This window comes from Cyclobacterium sp. 1_MG-2023, assembly GCF_030546805.1.
Classification (GTDB): Bacteria; Bacteroidota; Bacteroidia; order Cytophagales; family Cyclobacteriaceae; genus Cyclobacterium.
This window is the reverse complement of sequence record NZ_JAUOPC010000001.1, coordinates 562,153-577,847: the sequence shown is the minus strand read 5'-3', so window position 1 is coordinate 577,847 and position 15,695 is coordinate 562,153. Positions and strand designations below refer to the sequence as shown.

The 15,695-nt window shown below is 38.1% G+C and carries 13 protein-coding genes; 10 read left to right on the top strand and 3 right to left on the bottom strand.

Going from position 1 to position 15,695, the window contains the following annotated elements; all coding sequences use genetic code 11:
• The first annotated feature begins 45 nt into the window (after positions 1-45).
• The 3 genes from Q4534_RS02155 to Q4534_RS02145 all read left to right on the top strand — a co-directional run bounded on the left by Q4534_RS02155 (position 46) and on the right by Q4534_RS02145 (position 2,332).
• A complete protein-coding gene (locus Q4534_RS02155) occupies positions 46-822 on the top strand; it encodes a hypothetical protein (protein WP_303611523.1) in 777 nt (258 codons plus the stop codon).
• 4 nt (positions 823-826) lie between these two features.
• Entirely contained in the window at positions 827-1,933 is a 1,107-nt protein-coding gene (locus Q4534_RS02150) for a S41 family peptidase (protein WP_303611522.1), read from the top strand.
• 117 nt (positions 1,934-2,050) lie between these two features.
• Positions 2,051-2,332 carry a DUF6958 family protein gene (locus tag Q4534_RS02145; RefSeq protein ID WP_303611521.1) on the top strand — a complete coding sequence of 94 codons (282 nt, stop codon included), beginning with the start codon at positions 2,051-2,053 and terminating at the stop codon, positions 2,330-2,332.
• A gap of 6 nt (positions 2,333-2,338) precedes the next feature.
• Here Q4534_RS02145 and ggt read toward each other — a convergent pair whose 3' ends face one another.
• The gene (gene ggt, locus Q4534_RS02140) at positions 2,339-4,042 is read right to left on the bottom strand and encodes a gamma-glutamyltransferase (protein ID WP_303611520.1); all 1,704 of its coding nucleotides are present in this window, start codon (positions 4,040-4,042) and stop codon (positions 2,339-2,341) included.
• Positions 4,043-4,108: 66 nt separating this feature from the next.
• On the bottom strand, positions 4,109-4,447 hold the full coding sequence (locus Q4534_RS02135) for a hypothetical protein (protein ID WP_303611519.1): 339 nt from the start codon (positions 4,445-4,447) through the stop codon (positions 4,109-4,111).
• Between the two features lie 458 nt (positions 4,448-4,905).
• Between Q4534_RS02135 and Q4534_RS02130 the strand changes: the two genes are divergently transcribed.
• Positions 4,906-5,550, top strand: a complete 645-nt coding sequence (locus Q4534_RS02130) for a hypothetical protein (RefSeq protein WP_303611518.1) — start codon at positions 4,906-4,908, stop codon at positions 5,548-5,550.
• Here the strand turns inward: Q4534_RS02130 and Q4534_RS02125 are convergent.
• Positions 5,547-6,164: a deoxynucleoside kinase gene (locus Q4534_RS02125; protein WP_303611517.1), complete on the bottom strand. Its 618-nt coding sequence runs from the start codon at positions 6,162-6,164 to the stop codon at positions 5,547-5,549. The genes Q4534_RS02130 and Q4534_RS02125 overlap by 4 nt on opposite strands.
• Before the next feature lie 662 nt (positions 6,165-6,826).
• Between Q4534_RS02125 and eat the strand changes: the two genes are divergently transcribed.
• From eat to Q4534_RS02095, 6 genes are all read left to right on the top strand, one after another.
• Positions 6,827-8,161: an ethanolamine permease gene (gene eat / locus Q4534_RS02120; protein ID WP_303611516.1), complete on the top strand. Its 1,335-nt coding sequence runs from the start codon at positions 6,827-6,829 to the stop codon at positions 8,159-8,161.
• Positions 8,158-9,522 carry a glutamine synthetase family protein gene (locus Q4534_RS02115; protein WP_303611515.1) on the top strand — a complete coding sequence of 455 codons (1,365 nt, stop codon included), beginning with the start codon at positions 8,158-8,160 and terminating at the stop codon, positions 9,520-9,522. Before eat ends, Q4534_RS02115 begins: the two co-directional genes overlap by 4 nt.
• Positions 9,523-9,567: 45 nt before the next feature.
• A complete protein-coding gene (locus Q4534_RS02110; RefSeq protein WP_303611514.1) occupies positions 9,568-10,716 on the top strand; it encodes an iron-containing alcohol dehydrogenase in 1,149 nt (382 codons plus the stop codon).
• A 3-nt stretch (positions 10,717-10,719) separates the two neighbouring features.
• Positions 10,720-11,463 (top strand): gamma-glutamyl-gamma-aminobutyrate hydrolase family protein, encoded by a 744-nt coding sequence (locus Q4534_RS02105; RefSeq protein ID WP_303611513.1) that lies wholly within the window; start codon positions 10,720-10,722, stop codon positions 11,461-11,463.
• A 2-nt stretch (positions 11,464-11,465) separates the two neighbouring features.
• On the top strand, positions 11,466-12,830 hold the full coding sequence (locus tag Q4534_RS02100; protein ID WP_303611512.1) for an aldehyde dehydrogenase family protein: 1,365 nt from the start codon (positions 11,466-11,468) through the stop codon (positions 12,828-12,830).
• Between the two features lie 259 nt (positions 12,831-13,089).
• Entirely contained in the window at positions 13,090-15,648 is a 2,559-nt protein-coding gene (locus tag Q4534_RS02095) for a phosphocholine-specific phospholipase C (protein WP_303611511.1), read from the top strand.
• The last annotated feature ends 47 nt before the right edge of the window (positions 15,649-15,695 follow it).

The window sequence follows — 15,695 nt, the reverse complement described above, 5'->3', positions numbered from 1 at the left end:
CTTATTATTAACCGGGAATAATCTTATAAAACTTTACTTTCTAAAATGAAAAAGATTCTCATTTATACTTGTTGTTTTCTCCTATTGGTGGGTATGGTAAAAGCGCAGGAGGTAATTAGGCCTGTAGACAAGCTCCTTAGTTTAAGGGTAGGGTATCAGGACAATTATTTAAAGGATAATATTTTATCCCCCTTACACTATCGAGGAGCAGGATTGCAATATGGCCTTTCTTATCGAAGAATAGGTGAAAATATTTTTGGGATATCAGTAGGCTATGGTGCAGGGGAGGTGAGGTCCAATGAGACAAGTGGATTCATCAACACCTTTTTAGACATAAATATTGGCGTGCAATACTTATTTCGAATTAAAAACGATAAAGAATCTTTAGACTTTTATATGGGAGGAGCTTATGAAACCAATGCTTTTTTTATTGATTGGAATGATTTGGATGCATTTAGTTATACTTCCTCCCAAGGTTTGGTAATCAAGGGATTGGTTGCAAAAAGGATTAATGACAAGCATAGCATTCAAACTTCTATTGGTGTACCAATTGTCCAATTTTTAGGTAGACCTCCCTACAATGGGATCGATGAGTTTATAATAGAGAACCAAGATAATCCGGTAAAAATTATGCTTCAAGGAGAGCCTGCCTCTTTTGGTCAATATTTAGGCTTGGATTGGGGTTTGGCTTATGCCTTCCAAATTTTACCGGGGTTGGCATGGAACTTAGACTATTCAATTTCCTTCCAAAAAGTAAACAATTTACACTCATACAAGCGGATGGCAATGACACCTGCAACCGGAATAACCTTAAAATTTTAAACCAATGAAAGGCTTTCTACAAGTTCAAATTAAGAAAATAAAAAAAACCTTGTCTATTGATTATCCTATTCCCATGAACCGACAAAACTTTTGCATAATATTGATTTCCATTTTTTTATTCAGCTGTGAAGAGGCAATCTTAGGTGAAGAGGCACCCAATACACCTTCGCAAAACTTTGAAATCTTATGGAATGATTTTGACCGGCATTACAGTCTCTTTGAAGTGAGAGGGATCAATTGGAAGCAGCTGTATCAGATTTATCGACCACAAGTTACTGATGATCTTTCCAATGAGGGACTATGGGAAGTGATGACGGAAATGGTAGAACACTTAGACGACAGCCACACGACGCTCTACAATGGAAATATTAGGTATAAATCCGGCTATGCGCTCAATGAGCAGTCTACAGCTGAATTTAGCGCTGAATTATTGCTCTCAAAGTATATAGCTACCAAAACCGAGGTGGGGTCAGAAGATGAACTCTTGTTTGGGCAAGTAAAAGACAAAAATATAGGCTACATTTATTTGGGTACTATGGATGGTGATAATCCTTCGGTAATGGATGAAATAATTAGAAACTTTGAAAATACTAAAGCCATTATTTTGGACATAAGGCAAAATAGTGGGGGAGATGACAGGTATTCAGCAAGAATTGCTCAAGCCTTTTCTGATGGAGTTCATGAAATATACAGTGTACAGACCAGAAATGGAAAAGGATATAATGATTTTGATGAGAAGAATATATACCACACTCAATTTGATGGTGACAATTCATATACCAAGCCTGTTATTGTACTTACGGACAGAAAAACCATCAGTGCAGGTGAAGTTTTCCTGCTACATATGAAAGCTTTTGATCATGTCATTCAAATGGGAGATACCACAGCCGGTGACTTTTCTACGGTAAGTAATATGCGATTTCTTCCCAATGGATGGAAGTATGTTTATTCCATTCAGCAATTTTTATTGCCTAATGGAGAAAGCTTGGATGGCATAGGTCATGAGCCTGATGTTTTTGTTAAAAATACAGAAGCATCGATAAACGCACAGACAGATTTGGTATTAGAAGAAGCATTGCGCTATCTGTCCAATGAACATGGCTTGGAATAATTCCAAAGACTTGATATCAAACAAGTTTACTAATCCTAATAATAGTATTCCTATTGATGTTTTTTTGTAGCTTAAAGTGAATTTAGAAAATAGGGCCCACTTAACAATGACATTATTATGGAAGATAGAATTTTGACACTTCATCCGGATGGCAAGAAAGGGGTCAATATTTTGGTGTCTAAATACACCTTAATAAAAACCTTTGTCCTTAAAACGTTGGAAGAAAGGAAAGAAATCACCTACAAGGAATTAAATGAACTAGCCAAGGCCTCTTTAGAGGATAGTTTGGATGGGTCAGTACCTTGGTATCTTGTTTCAGTAAAATTAGACCTCGAGGCAAGGGGTATTATTGAGCGTATTCCCGGGACCAGCCCACATGTTTTGAGGTTGTGTAAATGATGAATACTAGAACCCAGCAGCTGTATCCATCCCTCGAGAATCAGCCCCTGCTTCTAAAGTGCCATTATCACGGATCAAAATGGCATCTACTTTTCCGATTGAACCTCTTTCTTTAAGGATGTGGCCTTTTTTCCTCAAATCTTCAAATAAACGCTTGTTTGAAAAGCTATTTTCATAGCTGATCAAATCAGGTTTCCATTGGCTATGAAACCTGGGTTCGTCAACCGCCTGTTGCATTCCCATATCAAATTCGACCACGTTGATAATGGTCTGAAAAACAGATGTTGGAATTGTGGATCCACCTGGCGTACCTACAACCATAAATAACTCACCATCTTTCTCTAAAATAGTGGGACTCATAGAGCTAAGCATCCTTTTCTCAGGTTCGATTTTATTGGCTTCACCTCCCAGCACACCAAACATGTTTGGAAATCCCGGTTTTATAGAAAAATCATCCATTTCATTGTTGAGGATAAAGCCTGCACCTGCTACCAATACTTTGGATCCCATGTTTCCATTTAAGGTTGTAGTACTTGAAACGGCATTTCCATCGGGGTCAATAATAGAAAAATGAGTGGTTTCTTCACTTTCTTGATCGATTTCTCCCTCTTTAATTTCTGATGATGGTGTAGCCTTATTAGGATTAAAACTTTTAAAACGTTCCAATAAATAGTCTTTGGTGATTAATTGATTGATGGGCACTGGATAAAAGTCTGAATCAGCCATGTAAGCTGCTCGATCAGCAAATATTCTTCGCGCCATTTCTGTTTTTAGATGCAGGTAATCCACAAATTTATCTTTGCTATTGGAAACCTTGTAATCCTCTATTGTACCTAACATCTGAAGCAATATTATTCCTCCTCCGCTTGGTGGACCCATGGTTATAATGCCATAGTTTTTATAAGTGCCTCTCAATGGTGTTCTCCATTTGCTGCTGTAATGTTTTAAATCTTGGTGATTGATGATTCCTCCCCCTCTAGTCATCTCTTCTACTAAAAGATCGGCCACTTTTCCTGAATAAAAACCATCTCTTCCTTTGTCTCGGATATAGGTGAGGGTTCTCGCTAGATCTTTTTGGATTAAGAAATCCCCTTTTTTAAAGGATTTGGAGGTAAAATGAGTGGGGTCTACTGTAGAGTGTTTTTTTAGTTTGCTTGCATATGCTGAAAAAAAATCGGCCTCTTTTTCGGTTAATTCAAAACCATTCTCAGCAAGTTTAATGGCTGGGTTTATCAATTGCTCCCAAGGAAGTGAACCAAATTTTTCATAAGCCCTGACCATTCCATCTACTGCTCCGGGTACGCCCGAAGCCAAATGGCCATTTTGACTTTTCTCTGGTAAAGCATTTCCTTCTGCATCAAGGTACATGTCTTTGTCAGCATTTATTGGAGCCTTTTCTCTATAATCTAAAGAATGAACGGTTCCATCATTTTCTCTGATAACCATAAAGCCCCCACCACCAATATTTCCTGCCTGTGGGTATACTACGGCAAGGGCCATATGTACTGCTATGGCTGCATCCACTGCATTTCCTCCTTTAAGAAGAATAGTTTTGCCTACCTCTGAAGCCAATGGGTGTGCACTGACAACCATGGCCTTATTACCCAATAATCCGGTTTGGTGTTTTTGTGGTTTACATGAAAACCCAATTGCCAGTAAAAGTGAAAATATAATTATCTGATTTCGTAAAGGAAAAGATAGCTTTGTCATTAATACCTATTAATCTGTCGATTGAAATGATTATTGAAAAATAAACTAACTTGGGATAATATAATATTAATGTGGAGTACTTTTTAGGAAGAAATGTAGATCTTGTTCCAGTTCATCCAAAGACTTTAAAAAATCCGGATAAATTTCAGGAAAATTATTGGTTATTTCTTTTTCTAGTGCATTAATATTTTTATTTACCAGATTGGCTCCTAATAAACTAAATACTGGCTTAGACCTGTGAAATTTCTTTTTGATTACATTAAACTGCCCTGTCTCGTAAAGTGGCAGTAAGGTCTTTAAATCTTGTACATTCAGTTCCAAAACCAACTCTATGATTTCATGGATAAGTTCAATATCCTCATCAAAATAATGATAGATCATATCGGGTTTGATCTGTTTGTACATAAAACTATTTTATTGAAAGTGGTGGTAGAAAATTAAGCAATAAATAACTTAGGTAGATTATTTGAGTGCAAAAATAGTGCTGTAAAGATACATTTTTACATTTTACTGGAAAATTTTTACAAAATCTCAAATATTAAAATTGAAACCTTTTCAAATTTAAAAGTAATATCCATTTAGTTAACGTCATTAATTGCCTAAAAAGTATATGATTGTATGGAACTATTTATTCAAATACTTGATTAGTTTTGCATACAAAAATTCAGAGTAAGGATGAATAGAAACAAATTGATTTTTCTCATTTTTGGGATCGTTTTTTTGGCTATAATGCTGTGGATTGGATATGATATGTCCACCAAAACCACATTTCCCGGTTCAAAACCTAATTTGAAAGAAAGGATTGAAAAAGAATAGCCCTTCCATGTTTTATGGATTTCCCTAATAAATAATAAAGTTAGCTAATGCATCAACAAAAAACGGATCAATTAATAAATGCCTTGGAAGAGATTGAAATTCGCTGCGAAACGGATATCAATATTCCGTTTAAAAGAAATTTGATTGAAGGAAAGGGAGAAAAATTACTTTTAGATGGATACAATGATTTAAAAGGAACCGGGGATTTTCCTTTACTGAATCAATTGAAGCTTGACTTTAAAGTAGGGAAGTTTTTATTTCTTTTTGATGATGCTTATCATTTCAACAGATACCGGCTAAAAACTTTAAAAACTGATGTTTACGATACATTTAGTTTTTCTTGGCATGGTAGCTATTTGCGGATGTGTAGAACTTTTGAAAGGGATTGTCTTTTGTCAGGAGCTCAGGAGAGGGTTTGGAATGGCCCACCAATTGCCTCAAGATGCTTTGGGAAATCAGAAATTCCGCCGGATCTTTCCGGAAACGGGGCAGCAGGGTGGAAGCTGAATGCCTACAATGATCTACAATATGACTTGATCAGCAGGTTGCTAGGTTACAAACTAATAAGGATACCTGCTTACGAAAACCTTATGTTAGGAGGTAAGTTGCAACGCATTGATAAGTTATTGTTACGGCCAAGCAAAGAAACCTTAAAATTAGTAGGTACTTGGCTTGTTAGAAAAATGGATTAGTTGAACAAGCCAAAAATTTCACGATCTATTTTACCCACAATGGTAGAAAAATCTTCCGGATTATGAACAAAATCCATATCGTTCACATCTATAACCAAGAGTTTTCCTAGTTGATAGCCCGATATCCATTCTTCATAGAGGTTATTTAAATTTTTTAAGTAGGCAATTTGAATGCTTCGTTCATATTCTCTGCCTCTTTTTTCAATTTGGTCTACCAATTTGGGAATGTCTGCTTTCAAAAAAATCAATAAATCCGGAGGATTGATATAATCTACCATGGACTTATAAAGCATCTTATAGTTTTCATAATCCCTTTTATTGATCAAATTTGACTCATAAAGGTTGGTTGCAAAAATATGGGAATCTTCATAGATCGTTCTATCTTGAATGGTGGAATTTGCACTTTCCTGAATTCTTTTAACTTGATTGAACCTGCTATGCAGGAAATAAACCTGTAAATGAAAAGCCCATTTTGGCATGTCTCCATAAAAGTCCGACAAGTAAGGGTTTTCCTCTACTGATTCAAATTCTATTTGCCAACCATAATGTGCGGCAAGTTTTGAAGCCAAAGTGGTTTTTCCACTTCCAATATTTCCTGAAATTGCGATATGCATATTTTTATACCTGTTTTAACAGTTTTGAATTTAAACGGTGTTCACTACCAAACATAAAATTAATTCAAAATTGATTTTTCTGGTTGTTTTTTAGAGAATCTAGTCAATATTTAAGTAATTGATTATGGTTCAACGAGAACTATATCCAAAGGGTTAATTATGCTTGATAAATTTTCGATTAACTGAAGCTTTTACATACAATTTTTATTCCTGATTTTGAGAAGGTAAAAAGAGTAAAGGTTTAAACCCGAAATATGCAATAGACAATCTATTACGTGCTGAAATCGCTTCAAAATCAGCCACTTCGTTGCTGTTTTCAATTTCACCATAGCGGTGCTATGCTAAAATATCAAAACAGCCTGATTTTCTTGCGATTGCAACACTCATCACGAATCCTATTACATAACCCGGGTTAAACTATTGGCACTCATTATTAAAGCAGGTTTTTTCTTCCGAAATTTCTTAAAATCCCCTCTATTTTTTTTCTAAAGGCATTTTTTTCACTAATTAATTTTGATCAATTACAGGTTATTTCAAATTAATTTTTAATTTTAGGAGGTCCTTTTTTAAAAAAAAATCAAACTTAACACATCGGCTTGGTTTTTTCCAATCATGGAACAGTTTGAACATGGCCCATTTTCTCATCCAAAAGTAAAATATATATGAATCAAGAATCCAAAGGAAATGAACAACAATTAAAGAAAACATTAGGCCCTTTTATGTTATGGGGTTTGGGTGTTGGATACGTTATATCAGGGAATTATTTTGGATGGAATTTAGGGCTTGCTGAAGGTGGGACATTAGGCGCCGGTATCGCCATATTTTTTATAATAATAATGTATGTTACTTTCACTTTTAGTTACACAGAAATGGCCTGTGCAATACCTAAAGCAGGAGGGGCTTTTTCTTATGCTGAGCGTGGTTTGGGAAAACATTTGGGTTTTTTGGCGGGGATGTCCCAGAATATCGAATTTATTTTTGCACCACCTGCAATTGCTTCTGCCATAGGTGCCTATTTTGGGATATTTTTTCCTGAATTGGACGCCTTGTTAATAGGAGTCGTTGCCTATTTGATTTTTACAGGATTGAATATAGTAGGTCTGCAAGTGGCAGCTACCTTTGAATTATTCATTACTATAATAGCCGTTTTAGGCTTGTTGTTTTTTGCTGGTGTTACTTTGCCCGCTTTTAAAGTTGAAAATTTGCAAATCAATGCCTTGCCCAATGGTTACATGGGAGTGGTTGCAGCCATTCCATTTGCTATCTGGTTTTTTCTGGCCATAGAAGGGGTTGCCAACGTGGCCGAGGAGACGATTAATCCACAAAAAAATATATTAAAAGGCTTTGGCTTTGCCTTATTGACTCTTGTCATTTTATGTGTGCTTACATTTATGGCGGCCGTTGGTGTTGGAGGCTGGGAAGCCATTGTTTATCCAGATAGTTCCGGAGTTGCTTCTGATTCACCCCTGCCATTGGCCATGGGATTGGTCACGGGCGACAACCAGTTTTATTATCACCTGTTGGCCTTTATAGCGCTCTTTGGATTGGTGGCGTCCTTTAATGGGATCATTCTTGCGGCAGGACGTACCACCTTTGAATTTGGTCGAGTGGGCTATGCCCCTAAGGCCATTGGAGCGGTAAATAAAAAATTTAAAACCCCAGTCAATGCCCTTATTTTTAATATGCTGATCGGGATAATTGCTTTATTCACGGGTAAAACCGGGGAAATAATCACGATTGCTGTGTTTGGTGCATTATGTTTGTACATATTGTCTATGCTTGCTTTTCTTAAGCTAAGAAAAAATGAACCGGAACTGGAAAGGCCATTTAAAGTGCCTTACTATCCTTTGTTCCCTATGGTTGCCCTGATCATCGCAAGCCTTTCACTGATTGCCATGATTATTTATAACTTCACTTTGGCCTTGATTTTTTTCGCCATGCTATTGGGGGCTTATTTATTCTTTATATTATTCCTTAACAAGACAAAAACTTCATGAAATTAAGTAAAGAAGAAGTCAAATCAAGTTTAAAAAACAGTTCATTTAATAAAGTAAAATTAGCTATTGTGGACATTGATGGAGTCCTCCGTGGGAAAGTTGTTTCTCTGGACAAATTCTTTTCCATATTGGATGGAGGATTGGGCTTTTGTGCGGTAGTCTTTGGCTGGGACATGCAAGACAAATCCTATGACAACGTTTCTGTTACCGGCTGGCATACCGGTTATCCCGATTTTCAAGCAAATATTGATTCTTCTACCTACAGAAAAATACCATGGGAGAATGACCTTCCTTTCTTTTTGGCTGATTTCAGTAATGACAATCAAAATGGAGCCTTAGTTTGTCCAAGAACCTTATTGAAAAATGTGCAAAAGGAAGCAATAGATGCCGGTTTTGTTCCACAATTTTCTCAGGAATTTGAATGGTTTAACTTTGAAAGTACGCCAGATGGTTATGAAAGTAAAAATTGCGCAGATACCAAACCCATGACCCCGGGAATGTTTGGCTACTCTATTTTAAGGTCATCCTTGAAAAGTGATTTCTTCAATGACTTGTTTGACCTGTGTCATAAGTTTGACATTCCATTGGAAGGCCTGCACACAGAAACTGGTCCGGGTGTATATGAAGCCGCCATACAATACAGTGATGTTTTATTGGCAGCTGATCGTGCAGTACTATTCAAAAGCAGTGTTAAAGAAATTGCCTATAGACACGGTGTCATGGCTACCTTTATGGCCAAGTGGTCTGAGGAATTGCCTGGGAATGGTGGACATGTACACCAAAGTATTTGGGACAAGGACTTGAAGAATAACTTGTTCTATGATGCCAATGCAGAATGGAACATGAGTAGTACCATGCGTCATTACGTGGCAGGCCAACTTAAATGTTTACCCTATATTTTGCCAATGTTTGCCCCCACCATCAATAGTTACAAGAGGTTGGTAGAAGGAGCCTGGGCACCTACCACTTTGACATGGGCAAAGGACAATAGAACCACTGCTTTAAGAATACTTTCCGGAGGAGCTAAATCTACTCGGCTAGAAACCAGGGTTATAGGGTCCGATGTGAACCCTTATCTGGCCATGGCTGCTTGCCTGGCTTCGGGCTTATATGGTATTCAGAACAAACTGGCTTTGGACAAACCGGCCACCGTAGGGAATGGTTATGAAGATTATTCCAATGGTTCTATTCCTTCCTCACTAAAAGAAGCCACTGAGGCCATGAAAAATTCAAGCATTGCCAAGTCATTGTTTGGAGAGGCCTTTGTCGATCATTTTTGCAAAACGCGCGAATGGGAATGTCGCGAATTTGCCTCCAATGTTACAGATTGGGAAAGGAAACGTTATTTTGAAATTATTTAATCTTGACTTCAATACATTTAATCACTAAAGTTTTCATTTATTATAATGGATATTCTTCAAAAATATAATTTTAGTTTTCCTACGACCATAAGATTTGGTGTAGGTGTTATCAGTGAATTGGCTGATTATTTAAAGCAAAATCAATTGTCTCGGCCACTATTGGTAACTGACCCAATTGTCAGAGAGCTAGATTTCTTTAAAAAAATAGAAGCTCAATTGAGTCAATCAGGTTTGTCTGTTGAGGTTTTTTCTGATGTTCACAAAAACCCTGTCAAGTCAGATGTTCTTAAGGGTAAGGCTTCGTATCAGTCCACTGATAGAGATGTAATTGTAGGCATTGGTGGTGGAGTGGCTTTGGATGTGGCCAGGGCTATTGCCTTAAGCATTAATCACCATAGAGATCTATTCGATTATGATGATTTAATTGGTGGAGATAAATACGTGACCGAGCCAATTCCACATTTTGTTACCGTACCTACCACTTCCGGTACTGGGAGTGAAGTAGGAAGAAGTGCCATTATATCTGAAGATGAAAGCAAGAAGAAAAGAATACTATTTGCACCTACCCTTATGGCAAAAATAGTATTTGCAGATCCTGAATTAACCATGGACTTGCCTTCTTTCGTTACAGCAGCCACAGGGATGGATGCGCTTACCCATAATATTGAAGCCTATCTCTCTAAAAATTGGAATCCTATGTGTAGTGGGATAGCCTTGGAAGGCATTAAGCTGATAGGTGAATCCATAGAAACAGCTACCTTGAAACCCGATTTGGTTTCTAGGAGCAAGATGTTAATGGCATCCATGATGGGAGCCATAGCTTTTCAGAAAGGCTTGGGAATCGTTCACAGTTTGGCCCACCCATTATCCAGCTTGCTAGACACACATCATGGCTTGGCAAATGCCATTAACTTACCCTATGGACTTGAATTTAACTATGAAGGATTTGAGGATAGGTATGAGCAAATGGGACTTATGGTAGGGTTAAAACAAGGAGAGAGTAAGAAATTTATCCAATATATTAATGACTTAAACAAAACCCTGGGCTTGCCTTCAAGACTTTCGGCTATTGGAGTAAAAGAAGATCATATTGACACATTGGCGTCGCTGGCCATTGCAGATTTCTGTCATCCAAACAATCCAAAACCTGTCACTGAAGCTGACTTTAAATCTATTTATAAAGGTGCCCTATAGAATATGCTGAAAATTGGAATAAGTGCATGCTTCATGTATAAGGAGCCTTCTCGGATTGTTTTTGGGCCTAAAGATTTGGCCTATGTGGAATGTGATATGTTCAGTTATGTTTCTCAAAAAGGTATTCTTCCGGTATTGCTGCCAGACCTACCCATGAGTCAATTAGAGGATATCTTGGCAGAACTAGATGGGTTTGTTTTCCAAGGTGGAACAGATTTGGCTCCGGAAACTTATAATGAGAAGCCTATAGTACTCGGCAAATGGCTGGGTGATGCCTATCGGGATGCCTATGAAATGAGGATAATGGAATACGCTGTTAAGCATCATAAGCCGGTCTTGGCAATTTGTAGAGGCTTTCAGTTGATGAATGTATATTTTGGAGGTAACTTATACCAAGATATTACTACGCAGAAACCGGAGGCCATGCAGCACAGAGATGCAGAGAAATATGATGCATTGGTTCATGAGATTGTTTTTGAAGCAGGTAAAACCTTGGACTTAGTCTATGATGGTATTGATAAGGCAGTTGTAAATTCTGTTCATCATCAAGGCGTAAAAACCGTAGGAGATGGTTTGGAGGTCTTGGCCGTTAGCAAAAATGATGGAATAATAGAGGCCCTGCAAAACAAAGAAGGAAATGTGTTAGGGGTGCAATGGCACCCTGAGTTTTCGTTGGGTAAAGGTGCTCCCTTGTTGGACCCCTTAAAACTGTATGAATATTTTATAGAAAAAGTTAAAAATCAATAAGAATGGAAATAATCAACCCAGCTACCGAAGGTGTTATAAAACATTTAAAAGAAGATACTGCCGCTGAAGTTAGCAGTAAAATTGCTGCGTTAAAAGAAGGGCAAATTAAGTGGGCAGGTGTGCCTTTGGAAGAGAGAGTTGCCATAATTAAAAAATATGGTGACCTAGTGATGGGCAATTTGGAGGAATTGGCACTTATATTAACTTCAGAAACAGGTAAACCCATTCAGCAAGCTAAAAACGAAATCACAGGAGCGCAAAATCGAATCGCACATATCCAAAAGGATGCATTGAAATACCTCAAGAAGGAAGTCATCACTGAAGAAGGAGATACGCGAGAAGAAATCTCCTTTGAGCCTCTGGGGGTAATTGCAAATATTTCTGCTTGGAATTTCCCTTATAATGTTGGTTACAACGTGTTTTTATATGCCTTGCTGGCAGGCAATGCAGTGGCCTATAAGCCATCAGAATATGCTGCACTCACAGGACTCAAGTTTAGAGAACTGCTTTGGGAAGCCGGCATTCCTAAGGATGCTTTTGAATGTTTTATTGGTGGAGCCGAAGTAGGGGAATTATTGCTGGAGGCAGACCTAGATGGCTACTTTTTTACAGGTTCTTATAAAACCGGAAAGTACATTGCCCAAAAAGTGGCTTCGAAACTTGTTCCTGTTCAGTTGGAACTGGGAGGAAAAGACCCTTTGTATGTAATGAATGATGTGGCGGATGTAAAACAAGCAGCCATCAATGCAGCAGAGGGAGCATTTTATAATAATGGGCAAAGTTGCTGTGCGGTGGAAAGAATATATGTTCATGAAGACATTTATGATGCATTTGTAGATGCATTCGTAAGTGAGGTTTCTTCTTATAAAATTGGGGATCCTATGGCAGAGGAAACCTTTATAGGCGCACTCACCCGAAAAGATCAAATGAATTTTATCCTTTCGCAGATAGCCGATGCCAAAGAAAAAGGGGCCAAGCTACTCATTGGAGGGAAGCAATGGGGAGAAAAAGGGTATTTCCTAGAACCGGCGGTACTGACTGACGTCAATCACAATATGGGTCTTATGAAAGAGGAGTCTTTTGGACCTGTTATAGGAATTCAAAAAGTAAAAAATGATGAAGAGGCTTTAAATTTGATGAAAGACACTTCCTTTGGTCTTACAGCAGCAGTATTCTCAGGAGATGAATCACGGGCCAAACAGTTGTTGGAAGGTATGCCTGCAGGAACAGTCTATGTCAATTGTTGTGATAGGGTAAGCCCAAATCTCCCTTGGACAGGAAGAAAGAATTCCGGTTTGGGAGTGACTTTATCTTATATGGGCATTAGGGCATTTACCCAGCCCAAAGCGTATCAATTGAGAGGTTAGCACCCTCTCTCTATAGGTCTAACAACTTGTAGATTAAGTATAAATGTTTTTGATTTTCAATCAGGTGCGGCCTTTATTAATATTTTGGCCTAGTAGAGAATTAACCATTTGGCAATATTCTTTCTCTACGGTTTGCACCGTAAAACTTTAATTTTACGCTTGAGCCAGAAAATATTGTAGACTAAGGCTTATGGATTATCCCGTAGTTTAACTATCAGGATTAAGATTTTATTAATGTGTTTTATATCGTATTTTAATTATGAATGAGAACAGAAGAGATTTTCTGAAAAAAGCAGCACTTTTTTCCGGAGGCATGGGGCTATGGGGAGTTTTACCTGCTTCCATAGAAAAAGCCATGGCCATTAACCCGGATCCGGGAACTACATATCTTGATGCAGAACATGTAGTCTTATTGATGCAAGAAAATCGCTCCTTTGACCATTGTTTTGGTAAGTTAAAAGGAGTTAGAGGATACAATGACCCAAGAACCATTTCTTTGCCTAACAAAGACAAAGTTTGGATACAACGAGACAATCAAGGAAATGCTTTTACCCCTTTTAGGTTTAATATAAATGAGACCAAAGCGACCTGGATGAGTGATATTCCTCATTCTTGGGAGAATCAAGTAGATGCCCGAAATAACGGAAAGTATGACGGTTGGATTGAAGCCAAGAGACCCGGAAGGAAAGAATTCAAACATGTACCGATGACAATGGGCTTTTATGAAAGGCAGGATATTCCTTTTTATTATGCTTTTGCAGATGCATTTACGGTTTGTGATCAGCACTTTTGTGGGGCGCTTACCGGCACCACTACCAATAGGAATTTTCATTGGGCAGGAAAAACAGTAGGTAAGGTTGGGGAAAAGCCTCTGGTAAGAAACGGAGAGCATACTTATGGAAAAGAAGTAGATTGGAAAACCTTTCCTGATCGCTTGCAAGACAATGGTATTTCTTGGAAAGTTTATCAAAATGAAGTGAGTTTACCTACCATGCTGAATGGAGAAGACAGGTCTTGGCTGGCAAACTTTACTGACAATAACTTAGAATGGTACAAACAGTTTGAGGTTCGCTTTACTCCGGGACATTATGAGTTTTTAAAAAACAAACAAGATAGCCTTCCGGCTGAAATTTCAAAGTTAGAAGCTTCCCTTCAGGATGCAGTGGAAACGGATAAAGCCGGTATTAAAAAAGAAATCGCTTCGAAAAAAGAGGCCATTGCTTTCGTCAAAGAGTCCATCGAGAAATTTGGGCCTAAGGCTTTTGAAAAGCTAACACCTCGGGAAAAGGAAATGCATCAGCGCGCATTTACAACGAATATTGCAGATCCTGATTACCACAAAACGGAGGTCTTAGAGTATGAGGAAGAAGGAGAAAAAAGAGCGACGAAAATACCTAAAGGTGACATTTTTCACGAATTTAGAAAGGATGTTAATTCCGGAAACCTCCCCACAGTTTCGTATTTAGTCGCACCAAAAAACTTCTCCGATCACCCTAGTGCTCCTTGGTATGGGGCTTGGTATGTTTCAGAAGCTTTAGAGATTCTAACTAAAAATCCTGAAGTTTGGAAAAAAACCGTTTTTATCCTGAATTATGATGAAAATGACGGGTACTTTGATCATGTACCACCATTTGTTCCACCAAAACCTAATGACCCAACTGCTGGTAAAGTTTCTAATGGATTAGACGCCAGAACAGAATTTGTATTCAAAGAGCAAGAGGAAAATTATCCTGGCATGGATCCAGAAGATGTGCGTGAAAGTCCTGTTGGATTGGGGTATAGGGTGCCCTTAATTGTGGCTTCACCTTGGAGTAGAGGTGGTTGGGTCAACTCTGAAGTTTGTGATATTTCTTCCACCATTATGTTTATGGAGAAGTTTTTATCCCATAAAACGGGTAAAAAAATAGTAGAAGACAACATTAGCTCCTGGAGAAGAGCAATAAGTGGAGACCTTACCTCAGTTTTCAGACCTTACAATGGAGAAAAAATTGACCTTCCTAATTTCCTAACCATGGAAGGGCATGTGAAGAAAATTCTTAATGCAAGTTATAAAGACATTCCTGACAATTTCAAAATTTTAACAGACAGTGAAATAAGTCAGGTCAATAACAGCCATTTGCAGTCGCCTTTATTGCCAAAGCAAGAGCCTGGAACCAAACCATCCAATGCATTAGCTTACGAATTGTATGTGGATGGGGAGTTTGACCGCTCCCGAAAATCTATTTTGCTAAACTTAGAAGCTTCGAAAAAGAAATTTGGAGACAAAGCGCTAGGAGCGCCGTTTTTAGTCTATGCACCCGGTTCGTATAGAAATCCTAAAACCAATGCTTTTGAGCCTGCAGTGAATTGGTCATTTGCAGTTAAACCAGGGGATATTTTGGATTATGAATGGCCTTTGGATGCTTTTGAGGGAGGGATGTATCATTTGCAGGTATATGGCCCAAATGGTTTCTTCAGAGAGTTTAAGGGTAATAAAAATGATCCCAAATTGTCATTGGCATCTTCGTATACGGCAGATGGTGGCGAAAGTAAAACCGGAGTTTACTTAATAGATATTGAAAACATTTCTAATGAAGTATTATCAGTAAAGGTGACTGATAATGCCTACAAACATGGTGAAAAATCCATAGACCTCAAGCCGAGAGAGAAAAAGCCTGTACGTATACCCACAGTAAAAAGCCAAGGTTGGTACGATTTTACCATGGTTGCAAAAGGAAATGAAGCCTTTAGCCGACGGTATTGTGGACGTATAGAATTAGGAAAAGACAGTATCTCAGATCCACTGATGGGAGGAGAGTTGTCCATTGACCTAAGCTAGATTTTCCCCTATTAAATTGATTCCTGAGGCTTAATTTCAATTTTACC

What these genes read in the sequence shown, in the direction of transcription:
- Q4534_RS02100 (WP_303611512.1), top strand. Translation starts at nt 11,466, where the DNA reads ATGGAAATAATCAACCCAGCTACCGAAGGTGTTATAAAACATTTAAAA.
- Q4534_RS02130 (WP_303611518.1), top strand. Translation starts at nt 4,906, where the DNA reads ATGCATCAACAAAAAACGGATCAATTAATAAATGCCTTGGAAGAGATT.
- Q4534_RS02135 (WP_303611519.1), bottom strand. Translation starts at nt 4,447, where the DNA reads ATGTACAAACAGATCAAACCCGATATGATCTATCATTATTTTGATGAG.
- Q4534_RS02155 (WP_303611523.1), top strand. Translation starts at nt 46, where the DNA reads ATGAAAAAGATTCTCATTTATACTTGTTGTTTTCTCCTATTGGTGGGT.
- Q4534_RS02150 (WP_303611522.1), top strand. Translation starts at nt 827, where the DNA reads ATGAAAGGCTTTCTACAAGTTCAAATTAAGAAAATAAAAAAAACCTTG.
- Q4534_RS02125 (WP_303611517.1), bottom strand. Translation starts at nt 6,164, where the DNA reads ATGCATATCGCAATTTCAGGAAATATTGGAAGTGGAAAAACCACTTTG.
- ggt (WP_303611520.1), bottom strand. Translation starts at nt 4,042, where the DNA reads ATGACAAAGCTATCTTTTCCTTTACGAAATCAGATAATTATATTTTCA.
- Q4534_RS02095 (WP_303611511.1), top strand. Translation starts at nt 13,090, where the DNA reads ATGAATGAGAACAGAAGAGATTTTCTGAAAAAAGCAGCACTTTTTTCC.
- Q4534_RS02145 (WP_303611521.1), top strand. Translation starts at nt 2,051, where the DNA reads ATGGAAGATAGAATTTTGACACTTCATCCGGATGGCAAGAAAGGGGTC.
- eat (WP_303611516.1), top strand. Translation starts at nt 6,827, where the DNA reads ATGAATCAAGAATCCAAAGGAAATGAACAACAATTAAAGAAAACATTA.
- Q4534_RS02110 (WP_303611514.1), top strand. Translation starts at nt 9,568, where the DNA reads ATGGATATTCTTCAAAAATATAATTTTAGTTTTCCTACGACCATAAGA.
- Q4534_RS02105 (WP_303611513.1), top strand. Translation starts at nt 10,720, where the DNA reads ATGCTGAAAATTGGAATAAGTGCATGCTTCATGTATAAGGAGCCTTCT.
- Q4534_RS02115 (WP_303611515.1), top strand. Translation starts at nt 8,158, where the DNA reads ATGAAATTAAGTAAAGAAGAAGTCAAATCAAGTTTAAAAAACAGTTCA.